Annotated in this window: 17 protein-coding genes; 7 read left to right on the top strand and 10 right to left on the bottom strand. The window is 39.8% G+C overall.

Going from position 1 to position 18,756, the window contains the following annotated elements; translation table 11 throughout:
* Window positions 1-22: 22 nt before the first annotated feature.
* Genes SFC47_RS20805 through SFC47_RS20795 form a run of 3 tightly spaced genes read right to left on the bottom strand, consistent with a single transcriptional unit; the run spans window position 23 to window position 1,959 of the window.
* On the bottom strand, window positions 23-646 hold the full coding sequence (locus tag SFC47_RS20805) for an RraA family protein (protein ID WP_411256407.1): 624 nt from the start codon (window positions 644-646) through the stop codon (window positions 23-25).
* 12 nt (window positions 647-658) lie between these two features.
* Window positions 659-1,312 carry an RraA family protein gene (locus tag SFC47_RS20800; protein WP_411256406.1) on the bottom strand — a complete coding sequence of 218 codons (654 nt, stop codon included), beginning with the start codon at window positions 1,310-1,312 and terminating at the stop codon, window positions 659-661.
* Complete coding sequence (locus SFC47_RS20795; RefSeq protein WP_411256405.1) at window positions 1,312-1,959, bottom strand: RraA family protein; 648 nt, start codon at window positions 1,957-1,959, stop codon at window positions 1,312-1,314. The genes SFC47_RS20800 and SFC47_RS20795 overlap by 1 nt, the downstream gene beginning before the upstream one ends.
* A 348-nt stretch (window positions 1,960-2,307) precedes the next feature.
* On the opposite strand from SFC47_RS20795, the gene SFC47_RS20790 reads away from it, so the two are divergent.
* Window positions 2,308-4,314 carry a tripartite tricarboxylate transporter permease gene (locus tag SFC47_RS20790; RefSeq protein WP_411256404.1) on the top strand — a complete coding sequence of 669 codons (2,007 nt, stop codon included), beginning with the start codon at window positions 2,308-2,310 and terminating at the stop codon, window positions 4,312-4,314.
* A gap of 92 nt (window positions 4,315-4,406) precedes the next feature.
* Window positions 4,407-4,787, top strand: coding sequence for a RidA family protein (locus tag SFC47_RS20785; RefSeq protein WP_411256403.1), 381 nt, complete (start codon window positions 4,407-4,409; stop codon window positions 4,785-4,787).
* Window positions 4,788-5,246: 459 nt separating this feature from the next.
* Here SFC47_RS20785 and SFC47_RS20780 read toward each other — a convergent pair whose 3' ends face one another.
* Window positions 5,247-5,915, bottom strand: a complete 669-nt coding sequence (locus SFC47_RS20780) for a GntR family transcriptional regulator (RefSeq protein ID WP_411256402.1) — start codon at window positions 5,913-5,915, stop codon at window positions 5,247-5,249.
* Window positions 5,916-6,009: 94 nt separating this feature from the next.
* The gene (locus SFC47_RS20775) at window positions 6,010-7,014 is read right to left on the bottom strand and encodes an amidohydrolase family protein (protein WP_411256401.1); all 1,005 of its coding nucleotides are present in this window, start codon (window positions 7,012-7,014) and stop codon (window positions 6,010-6,012) included.
* 307 nt (window positions 7,015-7,321) lie between these two features.
* On the opposite strand from SFC47_RS20775, the gene SFC47_RS20770 reads away from it, so the two are divergent.
* On the top strand, window positions 7,322-8,353 hold the full coding sequence (locus SFC47_RS20770) for a DODA-type extradiol aromatic ring-opening family dioxygenase (RefSeq protein ID WP_411256400.1): 1,032 nt from the start codon (window positions 7,322-7,324) through the stop codon (window positions 8,351-8,353).
* A 196-nt stretch (window positions 8,354-8,549) separates the two neighbouring features.
* On the opposite strand, the gene SFC47_RS20765 is transcribed toward SFC47_RS20770, so the two are convergent.
* Together SFC47_RS20765 and SFC47_RS20760 are read right to left on the bottom strand one after the other, a co-directional pair.
* Window positions 8,550-9,620 (bottom strand): tripartite tricarboxylate transporter substrate-binding protein, encoded by a 1,071-nt coding sequence (locus tag SFC47_RS20765; RefSeq protein WP_411256399.1) that lies wholly within the window; start codon window positions 9,618-9,620, stop codon window positions 8,550-8,552.
* 269 nt (window positions 9,621-9,889) lie between these two features.
* A complete protein-coding gene (locus SFC47_RS20760; RefSeq protein WP_411256398.1) occupies window positions 9,890-11,167 on the bottom strand; it encodes a Rieske 2Fe-2S domain-containing protein in 1,278 nt (425 codons plus the stop codon).
* Between the two features lie 158 nt (window positions 11,168-11,325).
* Here SFC47_RS20760 and SFC47_RS20755 point away from each other — a divergent pair, with 158 nt between their 5' ends.
* The gene (locus SFC47_RS20755) at window positions 11,326-12,222 is read left to right on the top strand and encodes a LysR family transcriptional regulator (RefSeq protein WP_411256397.1); all 897 of its coding nucleotides are present in this window, start codon (window positions 11,326-11,328) and stop codon (window positions 12,220-12,222) included.
* A 453-nt stretch (window positions 12,223-12,675) separates the two neighbouring features.
* On the opposite strand, the gene SFC47_RS20750 is transcribed toward SFC47_RS20755, so the two are convergent.
* From SFC47_RS20750 to SFC47_RS20740, 3 genes are all read right to left on the bottom strand, one after another.
* On the bottom strand, window positions 12,676-13,941 hold the full coding sequence (locus SFC47_RS20750) for an MFS transporter (protein ID WP_411256396.1): 1,266 nt from the start codon (window positions 13,939-13,941) through the stop codon (window positions 12,676-12,678).
* A gap of 146 nt (window positions 13,942-14,087) precedes the next feature.
* On the bottom strand, window positions 14,088-15,011 hold the full coding sequence (cysK, locus tag SFC47_RS20745; RefSeq protein ID WP_411256395.1) for a cysteine synthase A: 924 nt from the start codon (window positions 15,009-15,011) through the stop codon (window positions 14,088-14,090).
* A gap of 195 nt (window positions 15,012-15,206) precedes the next feature.
* Window positions 15,207-15,779, bottom strand: coding sequence for a helix-turn-helix domain-containing protein (locus SFC47_RS20740; protein ID WP_411256394.1), 573 nt, complete (start codon window positions 15,777-15,779; stop codon window positions 15,207-15,209).
* Window positions 15,780-16,100: 321 nt separating this feature from the next.
* Between SFC47_RS20740 and SFC47_RS20735 the strand changes: the two genes are divergently transcribed.
* Genes SFC47_RS20735 through pstA form a run of 3 tightly spaced genes read left to right on the top strand, consistent with a single transcriptional unit; the run spans window position 16,101 to window position 18,720 of the window.
* Window positions 16,101-16,943, top strand: a complete 843-nt coding sequence (locus SFC47_RS20735) for a phosphate ABC transporter substrate-binding protein (RefSeq protein WP_411256393.1) — start codon at window positions 16,101-16,103, stop codon at window positions 16,941-16,943.
* Window positions 16,944-16,952: 9 nt separating this feature from the next.
* Window positions 16,953-17,894, top strand: coding sequence for a phosphate ABC transporter permease subunit PstC (gene pstC, locus SFC47_RS20730; protein WP_411256392.1), 942 nt, complete (start codon window positions 16,953-16,955; stop codon window positions 17,892-17,894).
* Between the two features lies 1 nt (window position 17,895).
* Entirely contained in the window at window positions 17,896-18,720 is an 825-nt protein-coding gene (pstA, locus tag SFC47_RS20725) for a phosphate ABC transporter permease PstA (RefSeq protein WP_411256391.1), read from the top strand.
* Window positions 18,721-18,756: the final 36 nt, after the last annotated feature.

Genomic DNA, 18,756 nt, shown 5'->3' with positions numbered 1-18,756 from the left:
AAAAATCCCCCTAAAAATTTATTTAACGCCTGAAATTATAAATATCTAGTGTTGATGCACCCGCTTTCAAATCTGCGATAATTTTTTCCTCATACGCTTCACGTTCTTCGCCAGCTTTTACGATCTCTTCTGCTTTTTCAGCAGGAAGTACGATACAACCGTCACCATCCCCATAGAGCAGATCGCCAGGGTGTATTTGAATGCCTTCAATACGAATCGGCTCGTTAATACGTCCGAACGCATTGAAATCTTTACCTGTACCACGAATACAAAGTCCGCGAGAGAACACAGGAAAATTCATCTTAATCATTTGATCACGGTCACGCACCATACCGTCGATGACAAGCGCTTGAATGCCTCGCATATGTGCCGCAACGGCCATGATTTCTCCCCAGTAGCCATGTTCATACTTACCATTTACGTCAACAACGAGAATTGTACCTGGTTCTGCTTCATAAATGGCCCGATGCAGCCATAAATTATCACTTGGAGGAGATTGAACCGTTGTAACACGTCCACAAATTTTGTACTCCGGTGAAATTGGTTTAATCGCTGATGGAAGTGCACCAATTTTACCGCCTGCTTCATGCAGGGTCGCGGAAGACAGTGCCGATGCTCTTTTAATTACTTCGTCAGAAATACGCATAAAATTAACTCCTTAATATCCTGTTTTCGTCTGAAGTTTATGATAACCGTTGCGTTCGCGAGCTTCTCTTAAGGAATACCCTTTGTCAATTTCAGCACGAATTCTATCTTCAGCATCCTCAATTTCCGTCGCAATCTCAAATACCTTATCTTCAAGCTCTTGCGGTATTACAACTACTCCGTCTGCATCACCCAAGATGATGTCTCCTTCTACAACTCGAATCCCCCCTAAAGTAACGGGTACATTAATTCCTTCAACTTGTACGCGGTCTTTTCCCGTTCTCATATAATTGCTAAGTCCGAAAATCGGATAATTTAGCTCCAAACTCCGATCAGTATCTCGATTCACACCGTTGATTACAGTGCCCGCAATACCCCTCATGCTTGAAAAAGTTGTTAAGATGTCTCCCCATACCGTAGCATCAAGTCGTCCCTCGTTATCGATTACTACCACTTGCCCTGATTCAACATCGTCGATATAATCGCCGACTGTTCCTTTAACTGTTCCAACTGGACCGTACTTCACGGTAAATGCACGCCCGAGTGTTTTAAAGTTTAGTGATAGGGGTCTAATTCCGAAGCATTGGCAAGGTACCCCGAGTTTATCCATTGCATCAGAAATCCCCGAAGTGTTGAAACGCTCGAATCGTTTTAACTTGGTGTCCATTATTTATTACCTCCCTCAAGCATGGTTTCATAATTTTTACCCATAACCTCTGTAATTGCTTTCCCTGCTTTAATATCCTTAATCATTGCCTGTTCTTTAGAATAAATCTGCTCCGCTTTAGTAATTACTTCATCTGCATGCTTAGAAGGAATGAACACCACTCCACTCATGTCTGCAATCACATAGTCTTTAGGACTAACCGTCACAGTTTCCACCTGTACTTCTTCATTAAAAGAATGCTCTACTATACGATTTCGAGCCGTACGGGCAACTGTTCCCTTAGACCATACTGGAAGCTCCACTTCCCGGCATTCATCAGCATCACGACAAGCTCCATCGATGATGATTCCGCGAATGCCTTTCTCCTTAGATGCAAAAGATAAAATTCCACCCCAAGCTCCGCAATCTAAGCGACCTTGATTATCAACAACTACAACATCTAAATCATTTGCAGCTTCCACTGCACTTGTACCTAAATGACGGTGACTGATAGCATCCGGTTTCTTAGGTATAAGCTTTACCGTTACCGTACGTCCAACAACGCGTCCGCAATCCCATACTTTCTTTAAACCGATCACTGATCCCGGAAGATTCAAAGCATCTAATGCATCGGAAACTGCACAACTGTCGAGTTTCTCCAAACGCATAATGCGATAGCGATCTTGCTCTTCACTCATAATAAAACAGTCCTCCAAGCTCTAATTAATTCTCCAAGCTCTAAATCATTAATGTCTTTAGTGGTATACCATTACTGACAATATTACACACAAAATAAAATCGTGTCAACATTAAGAATAATTAGAAAAATAGATACATATAAAAAAGAAAATCCTTATAAATCAGTAATACTCCACCTTTGCAATAGGTTTTTTTAATTGAAATTTAATAGATTAATATAGAAAAAACGCCTTGACTACGGTATACCATTAGCGTTATATTAGGAGATAAATAAAAGCGTTTACATAGATAAATTTTTCAGACTGGGAGATGGATATATGATTGATGCAGTATTTACAGGACTTTCACAAGTTCTCAGTTTTGGGTCGTTGATGTGGATAGTCGTCGGAGTCCTGACTGGGATGACTATTGCGATTATCCCTGGGATAGGATCCGTAAGCATGTTAGGTATTATGTTGCCGTTTACATTTGTTATGGAGCCGTATTCAGCTTTTGCATTAATGATTGGGTTTCTCGCTGCTGGTGTAACAAGTGACTCAATACCGGCAATTCTACTCGGAATTCCAGGTTCAGCAAGCTCCCAAGCAACTGTACTCGACGGATTTTCTATGACAAAGAAAGGACAAGGTGCTCGAGCCTTGGGTGCATCATTTTTCTCATCAATGATTGGCGGGATTTTCGGTGCATTGATATTGTCGTTGTCAATACCAGTCATTCGACCAATTGTACTTTTGTTCGGGGCCCCAGAGTTCCTTCTCATGTCCTTATGGGGGGTGAGTATGGTTGCTACTCTAACAGGAAAATCTCTATACAAAGGTCTCTTCGTTGGTGGTCTCGGGTTGTTAATTGGCACGATTGGTACAGATCCGAACTTAGGTTTTCAAAGATGGACATTCGGTAATTCCTATTTCTTAAATGGAATCTCTTTAACACTTGCCGGTATTGGCTTGTTTGCGATTCCAGAGCTCATCAGTCTCGTCGTAGGCAGAGGTACTGTTTCTGAGGCTCCTGTGGAGAAAAAATTACTCAAAGGTCAATTACAGGGATTTAAAGATGCTATAAGAAATTGGCGCCTCGTTTTCCTATCTTCTGGTCTGGGTACGATTATAGGTGCTATTCCTGGAATTGGAAGTGCCGCAGTAGACTGGATTGCATATGGGGTTACCGTCCAGTCATCGAAAGATAAGAGTCAATTTGGCAAAGGAGATGTACGCGGAATTATAGGTGTTGATGCAGCAAACAATGCCGTTTACGGCGGCAGTTTGATTCCAACTATAGGTTTCGGGATTCCAGGCAGTACGTCGATGGCCTTTTTGCTTGTCGTTATGTTATCACACGGAGTTCAAGTCGGTTCAGTTATGCTTTCTGATGTCAACAACGTTTCCCTCGTGTACTTTCTTGTTTGGGGGTTAGGGATTGCGAATATCTTAGGAGCTGCAATTTGCTTCTTTGGTGCCGGTTTTCTCGTTAAAGTTACCTATACCCCTTTCTACTACTTGTCAGCAGTGCTCATTCCAGTTATGTTCTTGGCTTCTTACTATACAAACAAGAGTATGTTAGATATTTATATCGTAATAATTTTGGCAGTCATCGGTTATACATTCAAGCAACTCAGCTGGCCGCGTGCACCATTCTTAATCGGTATAGTGCTAAGTAAATCAATTGAATCAAACTTAAACGTGAGCATGAGTATTTTTGGGTTTTCATGGCTCACACGTCCAATAAGTCTTGTCCTAATCGCATTAATTGTTATCGGAATTATCTTTTCAATTCTTTCGAACCGTCAGAAAACGGATCCACATATTGATGGTGAAGATAAACCGCAGGAACAACCTCCGAAAAGTATCGGTTGGCGTATTAAGCACAATGGCACATGGTTCACCCTCATTATGATCGCTGTAACGGTATGGTTCGCCGTCCCAACGATCTCATGGCCGGATCAAGCAGCACGTTATCCGACCCTTATATTAGCTTTAATGTTCTTAGTTCTTCTCGGCCAATTATTGACTGAATTATTTGGGAAACAAAGAAACGCAGGGATGCATTTCGACTTGCCTCCTGACGTGCTTGAATCACCGAATCTCTTTAGGCAGCGTGTATTCGGCATCTTTGCCTGGATATTCGGGCTCGCATTAGCTGCTTATTTATTTGGCCTTCTATATGTACTTCCAATATTTACACTCGTGTATCTGCTTGTGGTTGGAAAAATCCGTTGGTGGAAATCCATTATTTTTGCAGTGTGCATGGCAGCGTTGTTTTTAGGATTCCAAGAAATGACTGAAATGTTTGTTGAACAAGGTGCTATATTTTCATGGTTTCAGTAGTTCCCAATTACAATATCTATGAAAAGTATTAAAACCAACAAAATTAATAGAAAAAATATCAAAAGACACAGAAAAAGAGAATGGGGATAGTTATGACTAGACAACGTTTATATGTACCAGGAGTAGAGCATAAAGCTCCGATTCCAATGGGAATCAAAATCGGCAGCATGGTGTTTTCTTCAGCGATTTCAGGTAAAGACCCTAAAACCGGGAAGCTCCCATCAGATGTGAAGGACGAAGTAAAGTTTGTGTTCGAACATATTAAGACACTAGTAGAAGATGCAGGCGGTACAACGGATGATATTGCGAAATTCACAGTAAATTTAACAGACAACTCGCTGCGGGAACTTGTGAATGAAGAATGGATGAAGATGTTCCCAAATGAGAATGATCGCCCTGTTCGCCACATCACACTGTACGAACCTAATAACAGCGCACATATTCAAATTGAGTTTATCGCAGTGCTTAGCTAATTTAATAAGAGATTAATAGAGTAAGGCGCATGAAAATATTCATGCGCCTTTCACTTGTATCTAGCCCTCCTATCCAATAAGAAGCAGAGTGGAATTGACAACCCCATCTTTCGCAAGGTTATCCCATCCCACCAGCAAGCTTAGTTTCAGCTCCCCGTCCCGGCTTTCTCCTCCAGATCCTCCATACGAAATCTAAAGATACTGATATACTCCTTATCAACTATAAATCGCCGCTACAACGCCTTGTAAGGGACTTTCACCCATTATAGCAAAGCGCTGCCAAACGCAAAAAACCGAGGTGTCCGCTGACCCTCGGTTTTGTTTGCGCTTGGCAGTAATGGACGAAGAATCGTTAAACGTGCAATTCTTCCTCCATTACTGCCAATAGTTTTCCTTATTCCCTCTTAATTGGTTCTATCATCACCAATATTAATAGAACTTTACTATATGATGTCCCAATTAATCACTTATCCATTTCGAATCAACTTGCAATTCTAAAATCGCATTTTTGTATGCGCGGCGAACATGATATTTCGCAAGAGATTCAGCCAAATCAGAATCACCTTCCACAATTGCATTTACAATCATTTTGTGCTCCTGCAAGTTTTGTTCAGGACGTCCATCAGAAGAAAGAGATGTAGACATAAATAAACCAATATGTGTCTGAAGCATATTCATTATGTTTAACAGATAGACGTTGTGCGCCCCTTTTGCAATCGTCAAGTGGAACTCGGTATTGATTTTAGAAAGTTGAATAATCTCTTTCTTTTCAATAGCATACTCTGCTTCCTTTAAATAGTTTTGAAGTTGTTTAATCGCTTCCTTATCTTGCTTCTCTGCAATCAATTTAGCCCCAAGGCCCTCTAGCACCTCTCGGATCTGATACAACTGCTCTACTCTCGAAAGAGACATAGAGGCCACCACGACAGTTTTATGCGGATCCAGTTTAATAAGCCCTAAACTTTCAAGCTGACGGAACGCTTCTCGAACAGGGGTACGGCTTAAGCCAAGCCGCTCGGAGATGGAACGTTCTGAAAGTGACTGTCCGGTCTCAAGCTCCCCATTTTTGATTGCATGAAAAATATACTCAATTACTTGATCACGTTTAATTTCCTTTTCTTCTTTCATCGCTTCAACGCCCTTATGTAAAATATATATAAGCGAGCAATGGAATACCAATTGCCCGCTTATGCGCCTGCCGTGTGCAGATAGAAAATTATGATTATAAAGCCATAAAACTATTTACTCTATTTAAATTATACAATTTCTTCGCATTTCCTTCAAAAATCTTTTTCTTATCTTCCTCCGTCAAGAAATCAATACTTTCAACAACCGGCTTCAAATCGTCCATCCAAAGCCCTGTCTTAGGATCCTTAGCGGATGCAGTACCCGGTTTCTCTGTACCGAAGAGGACGTTGTCCGGCCCGATAACTTTGAAGAGAAGTTCAAGGGATTCTTTCGAATAGTTGCATGTTTCAAAGTACAATTTCTTTAAGTCTGTATCAAAATCACTTTCGTTCTTACGTATACGCCAAGCACGGAAACGTCCCACTTGGTAAGGAATAGCGCCTCCACTATGGCCTACAATAATCTTTAGCTTAGGAAATTTCTCGAATACTTTGTTGTCAAGAAGAGACATAATCGCAATGCTTTCTTCATTGATAAAGTGCAGCGTATACGATACACGCGGAGAACAGCAGCTCGCTGAGTGTATAAGAGCTGGAACATCAAGCTCCACCATTTTCTCATATAACGGGTACCAGTACTCATCTCCCAGCCCTGGCGCTTGTGGATGTCCTCCTTCCATTGGATCCGGATTAATCAGAAGCCCCACCATCCCAAGCTCTTTCACAGCACGTTCAAGCTCTGGCAAACAATTCTCAATTGGTTCACCTGGAACTTGAGGTAATCCTGCAACACCAGCGAAACGATCAGGATGCAATTTTACTTGACGCGCAATGATATCGTTTACATAAGATGTCCACTTGTGAACAATTGTCCCCGGTCCAATTGAATGCATCATTTGATAAGGACGCGGTGAGATTAATTGGAGATCTGTACCCACTTCATCAAGAAGCGCAATATGTTTTTGAAGAGAAGTTTCAAGGAGGTCATCACTTAACTTCGGCGGGTTTTGAATCGGATAACCCCGGCTCGCGATTAATTTCGATTGGTAAAGATATACTTCTGCCGGAGCAGACGTATGACCATGACTATCAATAATCATTTTTTCATCCATCCTTTATATGTTTGATAAAATCATTTTACAAGTTACTGGTATACCACTTAATGTAATATTATCAAACTATTCTGACGAAGTCAAGCTGAATCGTTAGTTCTTTACTGATTCTGAGAAAAAAGATTTTTCAACGATAAACATTGATAATTAAGGTTTTTTAGGATATTTTTCATATATTAAAGATATATGAATCTATTATAAAAAGACCTTGACGGACCTTTATCTCTTTGTTAGATTTAAATTAGTGGTATACAATTTTAGCATACATCTATTAAAATCAGATTGGAGGGATAATATGGCACGGATTATTCAAGGAATCGGAATGTCGCACAGTCCAATGATGGCTATGGAAGGTCAAGATTGGCCTGTTTGGGTAGGAAATGACGAAAATCATAACGGACTCTTCGATGAAACAGGAAAACATGTATCCTATGAAGAATTAGCGAAGCAAAGAAATAATGCATTTGCCCATCTTGCAACACCCGAAAAACTTCTTGAAAATTACAATGAGATGAACGTTTACTTCGAAAAGTTAAAGGCGGAAGTTCAAAAAGCAAACCCTGATTTGATCGTTATTATTGCAAATGACCATCCAGGAGAGTTTCTTCAGGATTCAAACATCCCTGCTTTGGCGATTTATCAGGGAGAGCACTTAATCAGTGTAGATGAGCGCAGACGTCTTGAGCTTACGAACAAGCGCCCAGTGCTGGATCCAAGCACAGATAAATTCCAACGGGCCAGCGAATTGAAGTGGATGGATAAAAACAACTACTGGCCAAGTAACTCGAAAGTTGCAGGACAGTTGATAGAGTCTTTGATGGAACAGCACTTCGATTGTGGCTTGCTTCGCGAGCAGCCAGACCCAACAAGGCATGGTCATGGACATGGATACGGGATGGTTATTACGAAATTATTGGATCCAGATCAACAAATTCCAATTATTCCGGTATATCTGAACATCCGGCCGCCGAATGTGCTGACATCATCTCGTACATACGACATTGGCCGTGCACTTCGTAAGGCGATTGAAGATATTCCAGAAGACTTCACAGTTTCAATTATTTGCTCCGGCGGGTTGAGTCACTTCGTAACGGACGAATACATCGACCGAAAAGTGTTGAATGCAATAAGGAATCGTTCAGAGAACGAACTCCGGACACTGCCGCCACATCGCTTAAAAGCAGGTAGCGGTGAAATTCGCAACTGGGTTTCACTAGCAGCGTGCTGCGAACATTTGCAATGGGATTGGGATCACTACATTCCCGTTTACCGTACGCCGGCAGGCACTGGAATCGGGATTGGATACCTCTCTATGAAATTGAAATAGTTTAATAGTAAAAGCCCTTAAATAATCCAAATGGATTAATTAAGGGCTTTTCTATTTCTACTTAGAGTAATAACTTATCATGTTGGTAATTCCTCTTAATACATAGAAGCAACTATGACTCTAGGTTTTAAAGAAACTACCATTCCAAAGTTACCGAAAAAGTATCTTTGGAATGGACTATTTTTAAATGCGGTGATTATTCCGCTACAATCTCGTTCACAGCATCAACTATACTTTTATCTGTACTAAGCATCTCTTGTACGAATTCATTTACAGTATCGCCCGTCAATGGATAGAAGTTAATGCCTTGAGCTTCAACTTCAGCAAGAAATTCGGGATCTTTAACGGTTTTCGCATAAGCTTCCTTGATAATATCAACAAGCTTTGGATCCATTCCCGGCGGGCCAACGAATGGTACCCCAAGCCCTGGACCTGACACCAAATTAAACATCTTTAATTCATCTCCTGATAATACCTCAGAGATATTTGGTACACCTTCCTTAATGTATCCCCCTGTCGTTGCAAGCAGGTTATATTTCCCACTATCGATGTCTTTTGGATCAATTGGAGAGTGCGCAATGAATGCACCTTGAATTTCATCGCGTTCCATAGCAAGGATGACGTCACCCGAACCGCCGTAGCCAGTTACAGCTTGTACTGATGGAGCCACGGACTTATTTAGCAAATATGGGCCAACATATGGTGCAGACGTTTTGCTCCATGCACCAAATGCAAGGCTTTCTTTCGGCGCTTTCTTCAAATCTTCCAATGTTTTAATTTTGCTCGCTTTTGTTGTGATAAGAATTTCTGCACCCGAGCCTGATGAACCGAACCATTCTAACTCATCAACCTTGTATTTTACTGTATCATTCCCTGTAATTGCGTTACTAATCCAACTTGTACGTCCTGGTGTTGCAAGCGTATAGCCATCCGGTTTTGAATTTAAATAAAGCTGATTGGCCGCAGTGATACCGCCTCCACCTGGAAGGTTTTGAATGACCACATTGGGCTTTCCAGGCAAATATTTCACAATATGTTTTGCCAAAATTCGTGATTCAAGGTCAGTACCACCTCCTGGATTGTAACCAACAAGAATAGTTAGTTTCTTCCCTTCGTAATAGTCTGCATATTTATCTGATGCTGACTTTGAATCAGAGGAATCAGAGGAATCAGTAGAGGTAGATGTGGATGAACCCCCTCCACAGGCTGTAAGCGTAATCAAAACAATAAAAACAAAAATACTTAACATGAATGCCTTTCTTTTCATACAAGATTTCTCCCCTTCACTAAAAATTGGTTTTGTAAGCACTTACTGGTATACCACTAAACAAACTTTAATACTAATTGAAAATAAAGTCAATAGAAAATATTTAGTATTTTCAGTTAATTATTAGGTTACCCAGCACTTTCAGCATAAAATAAAGAGAAAAGTGGTATACAAATTTACTAAATTATGGCATTGCTAGTCCAAAAAAACTTAGATTAAAAAAGATGATCCCCTGTTAAAATCAGGGATCATCTACTTATAATAAAGGATTAAGCTTTAACTTCTGTTTTCTCCCAAATCTGATCAATCAGACCTTCATAAAAGTCCTGATCAGCTGGCAAAACACCGGATGTCGCATTTAAATATCTGAAACGCTCTCCGTCGTTATGGCGGATGATTGGTTCACCATTCCGAAGCTTACGTGCTGAATTCATCAATAGTCTTCTCATTTGAATAATAGCAATATCGCTCGTCCCTAAAATTTCACGAGTACGATCTGGAATTCCTCTCGTACTTTCAAGAACGGCAGAGTCTTGAGCAGCTACCCCGGTTATCCCTGTAAAATTAGCCCCAGAAGCTTGGAGTTCACGATTTATCAAATAATCATTCTCCATGTTTTGCACAGGTATGAAGGAACCTTGTTTGACTTGCGCATGTATGAGACCACCAGATCGAATAGCTGTCCGTTCGAATGCATTGATTGGACGGTCTGTACGCCAAGAAATGGCAAAAGACATGCAATTTTCATCATCAATCGGCACCCATGCCTGGCACTGGGTAGTCGCATCATCATTGCGCGGGATAAAGGTCCAGTTTGGTGTAACGAACTGGGATGCTCTCCAGTATACTTTTCCTTCACCAGCATTTCGACCAGCTCCAATAGCGAGACCATAATCAGTTGGGATTGCTTTAATTTCTGGTGCCTTTTGATGCTTGATTGTATTCTTTACTTCACTGTCATTACTTAGTAGACGGCCGGCACCACCTTGATGAAGGAATGAAAGATGGCTAGAATCCATATTCGCTTCAATCCCTTGGACATAGTTGCATTTCTGATGCCATTTTGTGACGATACGATGACCGTCAGGAACTAAACCAAATATAAACTCTGGCAGCTCTGGCATCTTTGACTTATCACCCATGTAAGTCCAAATAATTCCGCCCCATTCTTTACACGGATACGTTTTAATACAGGCAGCTTTCATCAATTTGCTTCCTGGCGGCTCTGATGGAATATCTGTGCAATTACCATCTTTATCGAATTTCCAACCATGAAATGCACAACGGATTCCATCTTCTTCATTTCGTCCAAAATATAACGATGCCGCTCGATGAGGGCAATATTCTTCAGCAAGCACTATGTTTCCGCTCGTCATCCGAAGCGCAACCAAATACTCACCTAGTAGTTTTACTTTCACTGGCGGGCAATCCTCATGCGGAAGCTCGTCTGCATGCAGCGCTGGAATCCAATAGCTGCGGAACAAATCCCCCATCGGTGTGCCCGGACCAGTACGAGTTAACAATTCATTATCTTCATGTTTCAACATGTCTAAAACCCCTTTCGAAAATAAGTTAATTTTCTTACAATTCTTAATTATCATGCTATCATGTCTAAAAACATATGACAAATATCTGTTTACTATTATTAGTATATGTTTTTCATATATGATAATATCGGAATATAAGAATATTGGAGGCAAGAGACATGGATATAAGACAGTTAAAGTATTTTGTAACAATCGTTCAAGAAGGTCAAATTACACGTGCCGCAAAGAAACTGAACATGGCTCAACCGCCGCTAAGCCAACAACTACTTCAAATGGAGGATGAATTAGGAGTCACCCTGCTTGAACGCAACGGACGAAACATTAATTTAACAGAAGCCGGCAAATCCCTCTACACTCGGGCCCTAGAAATATTGGATTTACTTGATATTACAGTGACTGAAATTAAAGAATCTAAAGAAGGATTACGTGGGAACTTATCCATCGGAACACTGCGCTCTTATGCTTATTTATCCCTTTCGAAACAGCTATATGACTTTCATCAGTTGTACCCAAAATTAACTTATAAAGTACTAGAAGGCGATCCATCGCAATTAATCAACTATTTACAGGATAGAAGAATTGAATTTGCTATCACCCGGGCTCCCGTCCCCAGTGATATGAGCTTCCATTCCGCTTTATTACATAAAGAAAAGTATCTGTTCATCGTTCCAAAACAATGGGAGCAATACCAATCCAGAACAACGATTACTATGAAGGAAATTGCAAATATCCCACTGCTGCTAAATCATCGAAGCAAAGGTGTTGGCTCATTTGAAGCGATTACGGAAGAGTGTCAAAAACATGGATTCTATCCAAACATCATATGCGAATGTCAAGATTTCACGGTATTATTTTCTCTTCTCTCTGCTGGGTTGGGAGCAACGATTCAACCTAAGTCCACATCACTTTTATTTCAACAACACGTACATATCATGGAAATTACAGATATTTCGATAACGGGGGAAATCATACTCATTTGGCCAAAGGGACGTATACTCTCGAAAGCTGCGATGACCTTCATAGAAATGCTAAAATCTAATGCGAGAATTGAATAAAAGGATTATTAATAAAACTACAAATCATATTTGAAAAAAATCAGAAGAGTTAACCAAACAAGGTAAGGATAACTACAATAGATGTTTATAAAATTAAAAAAGGCATTGTTTAAATCAATGCCTAACCTAATTAATTCTACATTATTTCCTATAAGTCTACTTTTTTTCTAAAGAGTTTCATTAATTAAACGTTTGATTAAAAACAGGTCGGGCTCTTTTTTTAAAGCAATTCCCAGCTAATTTCCCATGCAATAATTGTCGAGGAAATAATGACATCTTTATTAAGAGATCGATTATTTTCTCTATAAAAACCAAAATGTCACATTCTTTCCTATGATCTGACTGATTATGATATTAATCAAACGTTTGATTAGTTTTATAATAAACTCAATTATATCAATGGTTGTAACGATAAAACTCGATAGTATTTTACCGAAATTTGACACTAGTACCTTAATTTTCTATACTCCTCCGTTCAGCTTCCTTACGCTTTTCCTTAATACAAATAACTCCAATCAAGCCAATCATAGAGAAAATCACTGGGGTAAAGAAACCGTAAAAGTATCCATTACCAAAACTTCCTGATGACTCTTGAAAATAATCCAATATTATTCCGAAAATACTTGGCAAGAGAACCGCGCTCAAGAATCCACCCGTATTCGCAAATCCAGAGACAACGCCAGAGTCTTTAATTGAAAATGATTGGCGAACAATTGCAAAGGTTAAGGCACTTGCTCCATATCCAAAGCCAATGATAAAGAATAGCATAGTGAGCATAAATAATGGAGGAATCCCCCTAAAAAATAGAAATGCCGTCCAACACAATAAAGCCGTGATATGAACGCCGATATATGGCAGTTTAATATTTTCCAGCCTGCTTGAAAGCCAACTCATCAGCGGCGCACCCATCAGTGCCCCAATCATCCCAATCATGATGAGTTGACTCGTTTCCGAACGTGTCATTTCATACATATTCATCCCATAAGGCACAGCCCATGAACCAATAAACCCGACATACGCACCCACGATTCCAAAGTGACATAGAAATAAAGCCCAGGCCTGCCGGTTCGAAAAGATTCTACGAAGTGTAACCATTGTTTTTTCACGGTGAATCTTATTTTTTACTACTGGCTGGGCATAAAGCTGTTTTGGTTTTTTTATTAGGATCATATAAAGTAGAATCCCACATAGACACAATAACATTCCCACTGAGAAAAATGCCGGCCTCCAGCCTAGTAAATCAATCCATGCAGCGAACGGAACGGTTGCCATGAGAAATCCAAGACTTCCGGCCATTCCAGCGAAACCTATTAAGCGAACAAATTCCTTTACTTTAAACCACTGACCTAAAATAAGTACCATATTAACCCAAATTGTCGCGTCCCCTGTTCCCGTTAATATTCTGGCAAAAAATAAGACAATTTCATGTGTCCCGACACTATAAATAATAGTACCCAAACCCGTTAGGATTGCCCCGACTATAAGAAAAAAATTAGGTCCAAACCGATCTGCCATAACCCCCATCGGAATTTGTAATCCTGTATACACAAAAAATTGAATACTTGTCAGTAATCCAATCGTTGACGCTGTTACACTAAAATCCCTCATTACTTGGTCGGTGATCAAACCAGGCGCAGTCCGCTGGCTTGACATCAATAAATATGTAAATAGAACAGAAGCAAATACAATCCATCTAAACCTGCTATTTTGTTTGTCCATGATCTCTACTCCTGTTTGCTTTTTACTCTTATATATATGGATTTCTCGTAAGTGTAGAAACACTGTTTTTAAAAAGACAAAAAGGCAGCATCTCCTTGGGAGAAAAACTGCCTTTTCCTATAGTAATAGTCGACGAGGATAAATAATCAAGCCTGAAATAAATCGGAGGACAGATAACGTTCTCCTGTGTCTGGGGCTAAACAAAGGACTCTAGCCGAAGATGGAAGTTTCTTCGCTGTCTCAACAGCAAAATAAGCGGACGATGCTCCTGAGGCTCCGACAAAGATTCCTTCCTCAGCAGCAAGCCGGCGTGCTGTCACTTGGGCATCTTCATCCTTAATTAGCAAGATTTCATCAAAAATAGAAGTATTCAAAATGGCTGGCACAAAACCTGGTCCCGTTCCAGGGATTTTATGCGGCCCAGGCTCTCCGCCCGATAACACAGGGGAACCATATGGTTCTACTACATAAATTTTCAAATTGGGAATATGCTTCTTCAGCTCTTCCCCTACCCCCGTGACTGTACCGCCTGTTCCTGCTGTCAACACAAGAGCGTCCAATTTACCTTCAAAGGCTTCTAGAATCTCAACAGCTGTCGTTTCACGATGAGCATCAGCATTTGCAGAATTCTCAAATTGCATCGGAATAAAACTATCAGGAATAGATTCAGCCAAACGATTTGCTTTCTCAATCGCACCTTGCATGCGCAAATTTGCTGGAGTTAAGTGGACCTCCGCCCCGTATGCCTTTAAAATTTTCACACGCTCTAACGTCGCATTATCAGGCATCGTAATAATACATCGATACCCTTTTACTGCACATACCATGGCTATTCCAATACCAGTATTACCTGAAGTCGGCTCAATTACCGTACTCTTCCCTGGAATTAATTTCCCCTCATGTTCTGCACGTTCAATCATACTGATGGAGGCACGATCTTTTACACTTCCCCCAGGGTTAAAAGATTCCAGTTTTATATACACTTCCCCGCCAGCTGGGTCAGGTAATTTATTTAATTTCACAATCGGAGTTTTTCCGATTAAATCAAGAATTGAGCTATAAAGTTTCAATACCCTCTCGCCTTTCTAAATAAATTCAATAACCCCCCCATAGTTCACCTAAATGGAGGAATATATCTATCATTATGCACTTAGTTTAAGCATTTTTCCAGAGGGCAGAGGGTGGCGGGACAAGGGGACGGTTCTCATGGTCATACAATAACTGGAAATACAAAATACCTAAAGAACCGTCCCCATGGTCACCCATTAGATCGTGTAAATTGCCTTTTTGAAAATACTTCCATCAATAATGCATTTTTTTCCCTCAAATTTATGATTTAATTCTTTTCCTTCAATAATGGTTTTCGTAATTTGTACTAATATTTGTCTGTTTGTTAATTCAACAAGATAGTAAGAGGACAAATCGTTAAATGAATCTGCTACTTGTAATACGCCCGGCTGTACAATAAAATCAATAAATTCTTGTACCAAATTTAACTTTTTCCTTCTGATTAAAGGGTAAATCACTTTTGCATTGGGATATTTATCTTTAACAACTGCATCATATTTGGAACGAAATTTCCCGCCTTTTTGATAAATTGCTATATCAATATTTTCTTTGATTACTATTGTAGTGGTGCTTTCTTGAGTATTAATTAAGGAATCTACACTCACATCAAATAAATTAGCAATACATTGTAAGTTATTCACATCTGGAATTCCTCTGTCATTTTCCCATTTTGTGATGGCCTGCCTGGAAACAAATAATTTTTCTGCCAACTCTTCCTGTGATAGTCCTGACCTCTTTCGATATTCTTTTATCTTTTCACCTAATGTCAATTCAATTCCCCCTTGCGTCTTTCTATGAATTTTATATCATTTATTTCCTTAACATCCAAGATATTGCTGTTTACATGTATGATACGTTGCGTAGCAAACTTAAATAAGCCGTTATTACACTCGGGTCCTATCATAGGTGGCACTTGGAAGAGTATATTAGGAAAACAATGATTTACTTTCAACAATGGTAATAAATTACCAAGAACGGAATCTGTTAAATTTACAAAAGCTTTACAAAACATCCACTTAATATTTACATACAGCGTTTATTCTTTACATGTCGCAAAGAAATTTCTAAACGAAGATCCTGGAGGTAGAAAAATGACGATAAAAAGAACAACAATGCTAGGATTATTGTTGCTATTCTTAATAGCCATTTTATCAGCATGTGGAAACAGTAATGATGAAGGAGCAGAATCATCAAATGAAGGTTCGGCTGCCGTTTCCGTTTCGGGATCTACATCAGTAGGACCTTTAGCAGAAAAAATTGCAGAAAATTTTAAAGAGACTAGCAATGTAAAAGTTGAGATAAATCAAATTGGATCATCGGCAGGAATAACCAATGCCATAAGCGGAGTATCAGAAATCGGAATGTCGTCACGCGATTTAAAAGAAGAAGAAAAATCAAGCGGGCTAGTCGAGACAATCATTGCGTATGATGGAATTGTTGTTGTGACACATCCCAGCAACAAAGTGAAAAACCTAACCATGGAACAAGTAAAGGCTGTTTTTACCGGTGAAGTTACCAATTGGAAAGAGCTAGGAGGCAGAGACATGGAAATCGTCGTTGTTTCTCGAGAAGATGGCTCTGGGTCACGAGACGCCTTTCAAGAAATAGTCGGGTATTCTTCAGGTGAATTAGTAAGAAGTGCAATCATTGCGAGTGGTAACGGAAATATAAAAACAACAGTTGCAACGAACAAGCATGCAGTTGGTTTTATTTCATTCGAATATATTGATTCCTCTATTTCAACTATAGATATAAATGGAGTAGAGGCTACAGCGGAGAATGTTTTGCAGCAAAAATACAGCCTGTCCCGTCCATTTTTATTTGTACACAAAGAGGATCGAATTACTAATGCCGGAAAGCAGTATATTGAGTATATTTTGAGCCCAGACGGACAAGCCATTGTTGCTGAAACAGGAGCAATCCCAATAAACTAATTCCCTATATTGACAATAGGCAAAAAAGAGACTCATGGAGGAATGCGTATGCCGCTGCAGCTAGAAGAGAAAAAGAATTCAAATAATAATAGGAAGTACATGTTAGAGAAGCTGTCATCCAGATTATTTCAGTTTTGTGCTCTACTTTCCGTTATCAGTTTATTGTTAATCGTTGGATTTGTTTTTTATAAAGGATCACTTCCATTTGTAGTGGATGGATACAGCTTTTTTGACTTTCTTTTTGGAGTAGATTGGGTCCCTAGTGAAGAGAAATTTGGCATTTTGCCCATGATTGTAGCTTCTATTTACGCGACAATTGGTGCACTAGTGATTGGAGTGCCAATTGGTTTGTTTACAGCTATTTTCCTAGCTGAAATCGCGCCAAAAAGAGTAGCAAAGTTTATTTCACCCGCTGTACAGCTGTTGGCTGGAATTCCGTCGGTTTTATATGGCGTATTTGGACTTGCACTAATCGTTCCTTTTTTACAAAATCAATTAAATCTAGTAAAAGGACAAAGCTTAATTGCGGTTATCCTAGTTTTGGCCATTATGATGCTGCCAACCATTGTAACGGTTGCTGAAACAGCAATCCGCGCTGTCCCAAAAACATATCGTGAAGGATCATTAGCACTTGGTGCTTCTGAAATTGAGACAATCTTTAAGGTTGTAGTCCCGGCAGCTAAGTCGGGGATTATGGCCGCAATTGTTTTAGGACTAGGCAGAGCAATCGGTGAAACAATGGCAGTTATCTTAGTAGCAGGTAATAGTCTAATTCTGCCAACAAGCCTTACAGACAGCGTCCGGCCATTAACCACAAATATTGCATTAGAAATGGGTTACGCATTCGGAACTCACCAAGAGATGTTATTCGCTACAGGTATTGTTTTATTCTCGTTTATTTTAATTTTAAATTTTGTATTAGCAAAGATCAGTGCGAAGGGTGGTCAGTAAGTTGAGAAAGCATAAAGATAAATTGTATCGCGGACTTCTTTGGGGCTCGGCTTTCTTAACCGTTGCCGTACTTGTCATGATTGTTGGCTATATCTTTTTCAAAGGTTATCGTTTAATAAGCTTTGATTTTATCTTTGGAGACTATTCTCCTGCCGGCGGCGGTGGAATTTGGCCGATGATCATCACGACCATTTATACAATTGTCATCTCGTTACTCATCGCAACTCCTATTGGTATTTTTGCCGCTGTATATCTGCAAGAGTATGCAAAACAAGGCCGTCTGGTAAACATTATTCGCTTTGCAACGGAAAGTTTAACAGGGATTCCATCCATTATTTATGGATTATTCGGGGCAGTGTTCTTTGTGACAACATTAAAAATGGGTATGTCCATTATTGCTGCTTCCTTAACGTTAACCATTATCGTATTACCTGTCATTATCCGAACTACAGAGGAATCACTTAAAACGGTCCCACACTCATATCGAGAAGGTTCACTAGCATTGGGAACAACAAAGCTGCAAACTTTATATAAAGTTATTCTGCCAAGTGCGATGCCTGGTATTTTATCTGGAATTATTTTGTCGATAGGAAGAATTGTCGGTGAGTCTGCTGCTATTTTTCTAACAGCTGGTACGGTTGCCGCAATGCCTTCAAGTATCTTCTCATCGGCACGAACATTAACGGTTCATTCCTTTTTAGTAACACAGGAATCAGGTGATATTGAATTAGCATCAGCAGTGGGAATTGTCTTAATAGTGATTATCCTAATATTGAATCTATCGGCAACGTTTATTTCAAAAAAATTAAACAAAGCAGATTATTAAATAAGGGGCTGACTACATGACTGCAAAAGATATTAA

Source organism: Neobacillus niacini (assembly GCF_046591715.1).
GTDB classification, from domain to species: Bacteria; Bacillota; Bacilli; order Bacillales; family Cytobacillaceae; genus Neobacillus; species Neobacillus niacini_L.
This window is presented reverse-complemented; position numbering and strand designations above follow the sequence as displayed.

Excerpts from the sequence above, each read along its gene's own strand:
- SFC47_RS20805 (WP_411256407.1), bottom strand. The coding sequence starts at position 646 with ATGCGTATTTCTGACGAAGTAATTAAAAGAGCATCGGCACTGTCTTCC.
- SFC47_RS20800 (WP_411256406.1), bottom strand. The coding sequence starts at position 1,312 with ATGGACACCAAGTTAAAACGATTCGAGCGTTTCAACACTTCGGGGATT.
- SFC47_RS20795 (WP_411256405.1), bottom strand. The coding sequence starts at position 1,959 with ATGCGTTTGGAGAAACTCGACAGTTGTGCAGTTTCCGATGCATTAGAT.
- SFC47_RS20790 (WP_411256404.1), top strand. The coding sequence starts at position 2,308 with ATGATTGATGCAGTATTTACAGGACTTTCACAAGTTCTCAGTTTTGGG.
- SFC47_RS20785 (WP_411256403.1), top strand. The coding sequence starts at position 4,407 with ATGACTAGACAACGTTTATATGTACCAGGAGTAGAGCATAAAGCTCCG.
- SFC47_RS20780 (WP_411256402.1), bottom strand. The coding sequence starts at position 5,915 with ATGAAAGAAGAAAAGGAAATTAAACGTGATCAAGTAATTGAGTATATT.
- SFC47_RS20775 (WP_411256401.1), bottom strand. The coding sequence starts at position 7,014 with ATGATTATTGATAGTCATGGTCATACGTCTGCTCCGGCAGAAGTATAT.
- SFC47_RS20770 (WP_411256400.1), top strand. The coding sequence starts at position 7,322 with ATGGCACGGATTATTCAAGGAATCGGAATGTCGCACAGTCCAATGATG.
- SFC47_RS20765 (WP_411256399.1), bottom strand. The coding sequence starts at position 9,620 with ATGAAAAGAAAGGCATTCATGTTAAGTATTTTTGTTTTTATTGTTTTG.
- SFC47_RS20760 (WP_411256398.1), bottom strand. The coding sequence starts at position 11,167 with ATGTTGAAACATGAAGATAATGAATTGTTAACTCGTACTGGTCCGGGC.
- SFC47_RS20755 (WP_411256397.1), top strand. The coding sequence starts at position 11,326 with ATGGATATAAGACAGTTAAAGTATTTTGTAACAATCGTTCAAGAAGGT.
- SFC47_RS20750 (WP_411256396.1), bottom strand. The coding sequence starts at position 13,941 with ATGGACAAACAAAATAGCAGGTTTAGATGGATTGTATTTGCTTCTGTT.
- SFC47_RS20735 (WP_411256393.1), top strand. The coding sequence starts at position 16,101 with ATGACGATAAAAAGAACAACAATGCTAGGATTATTGTTGCTATTCTTA.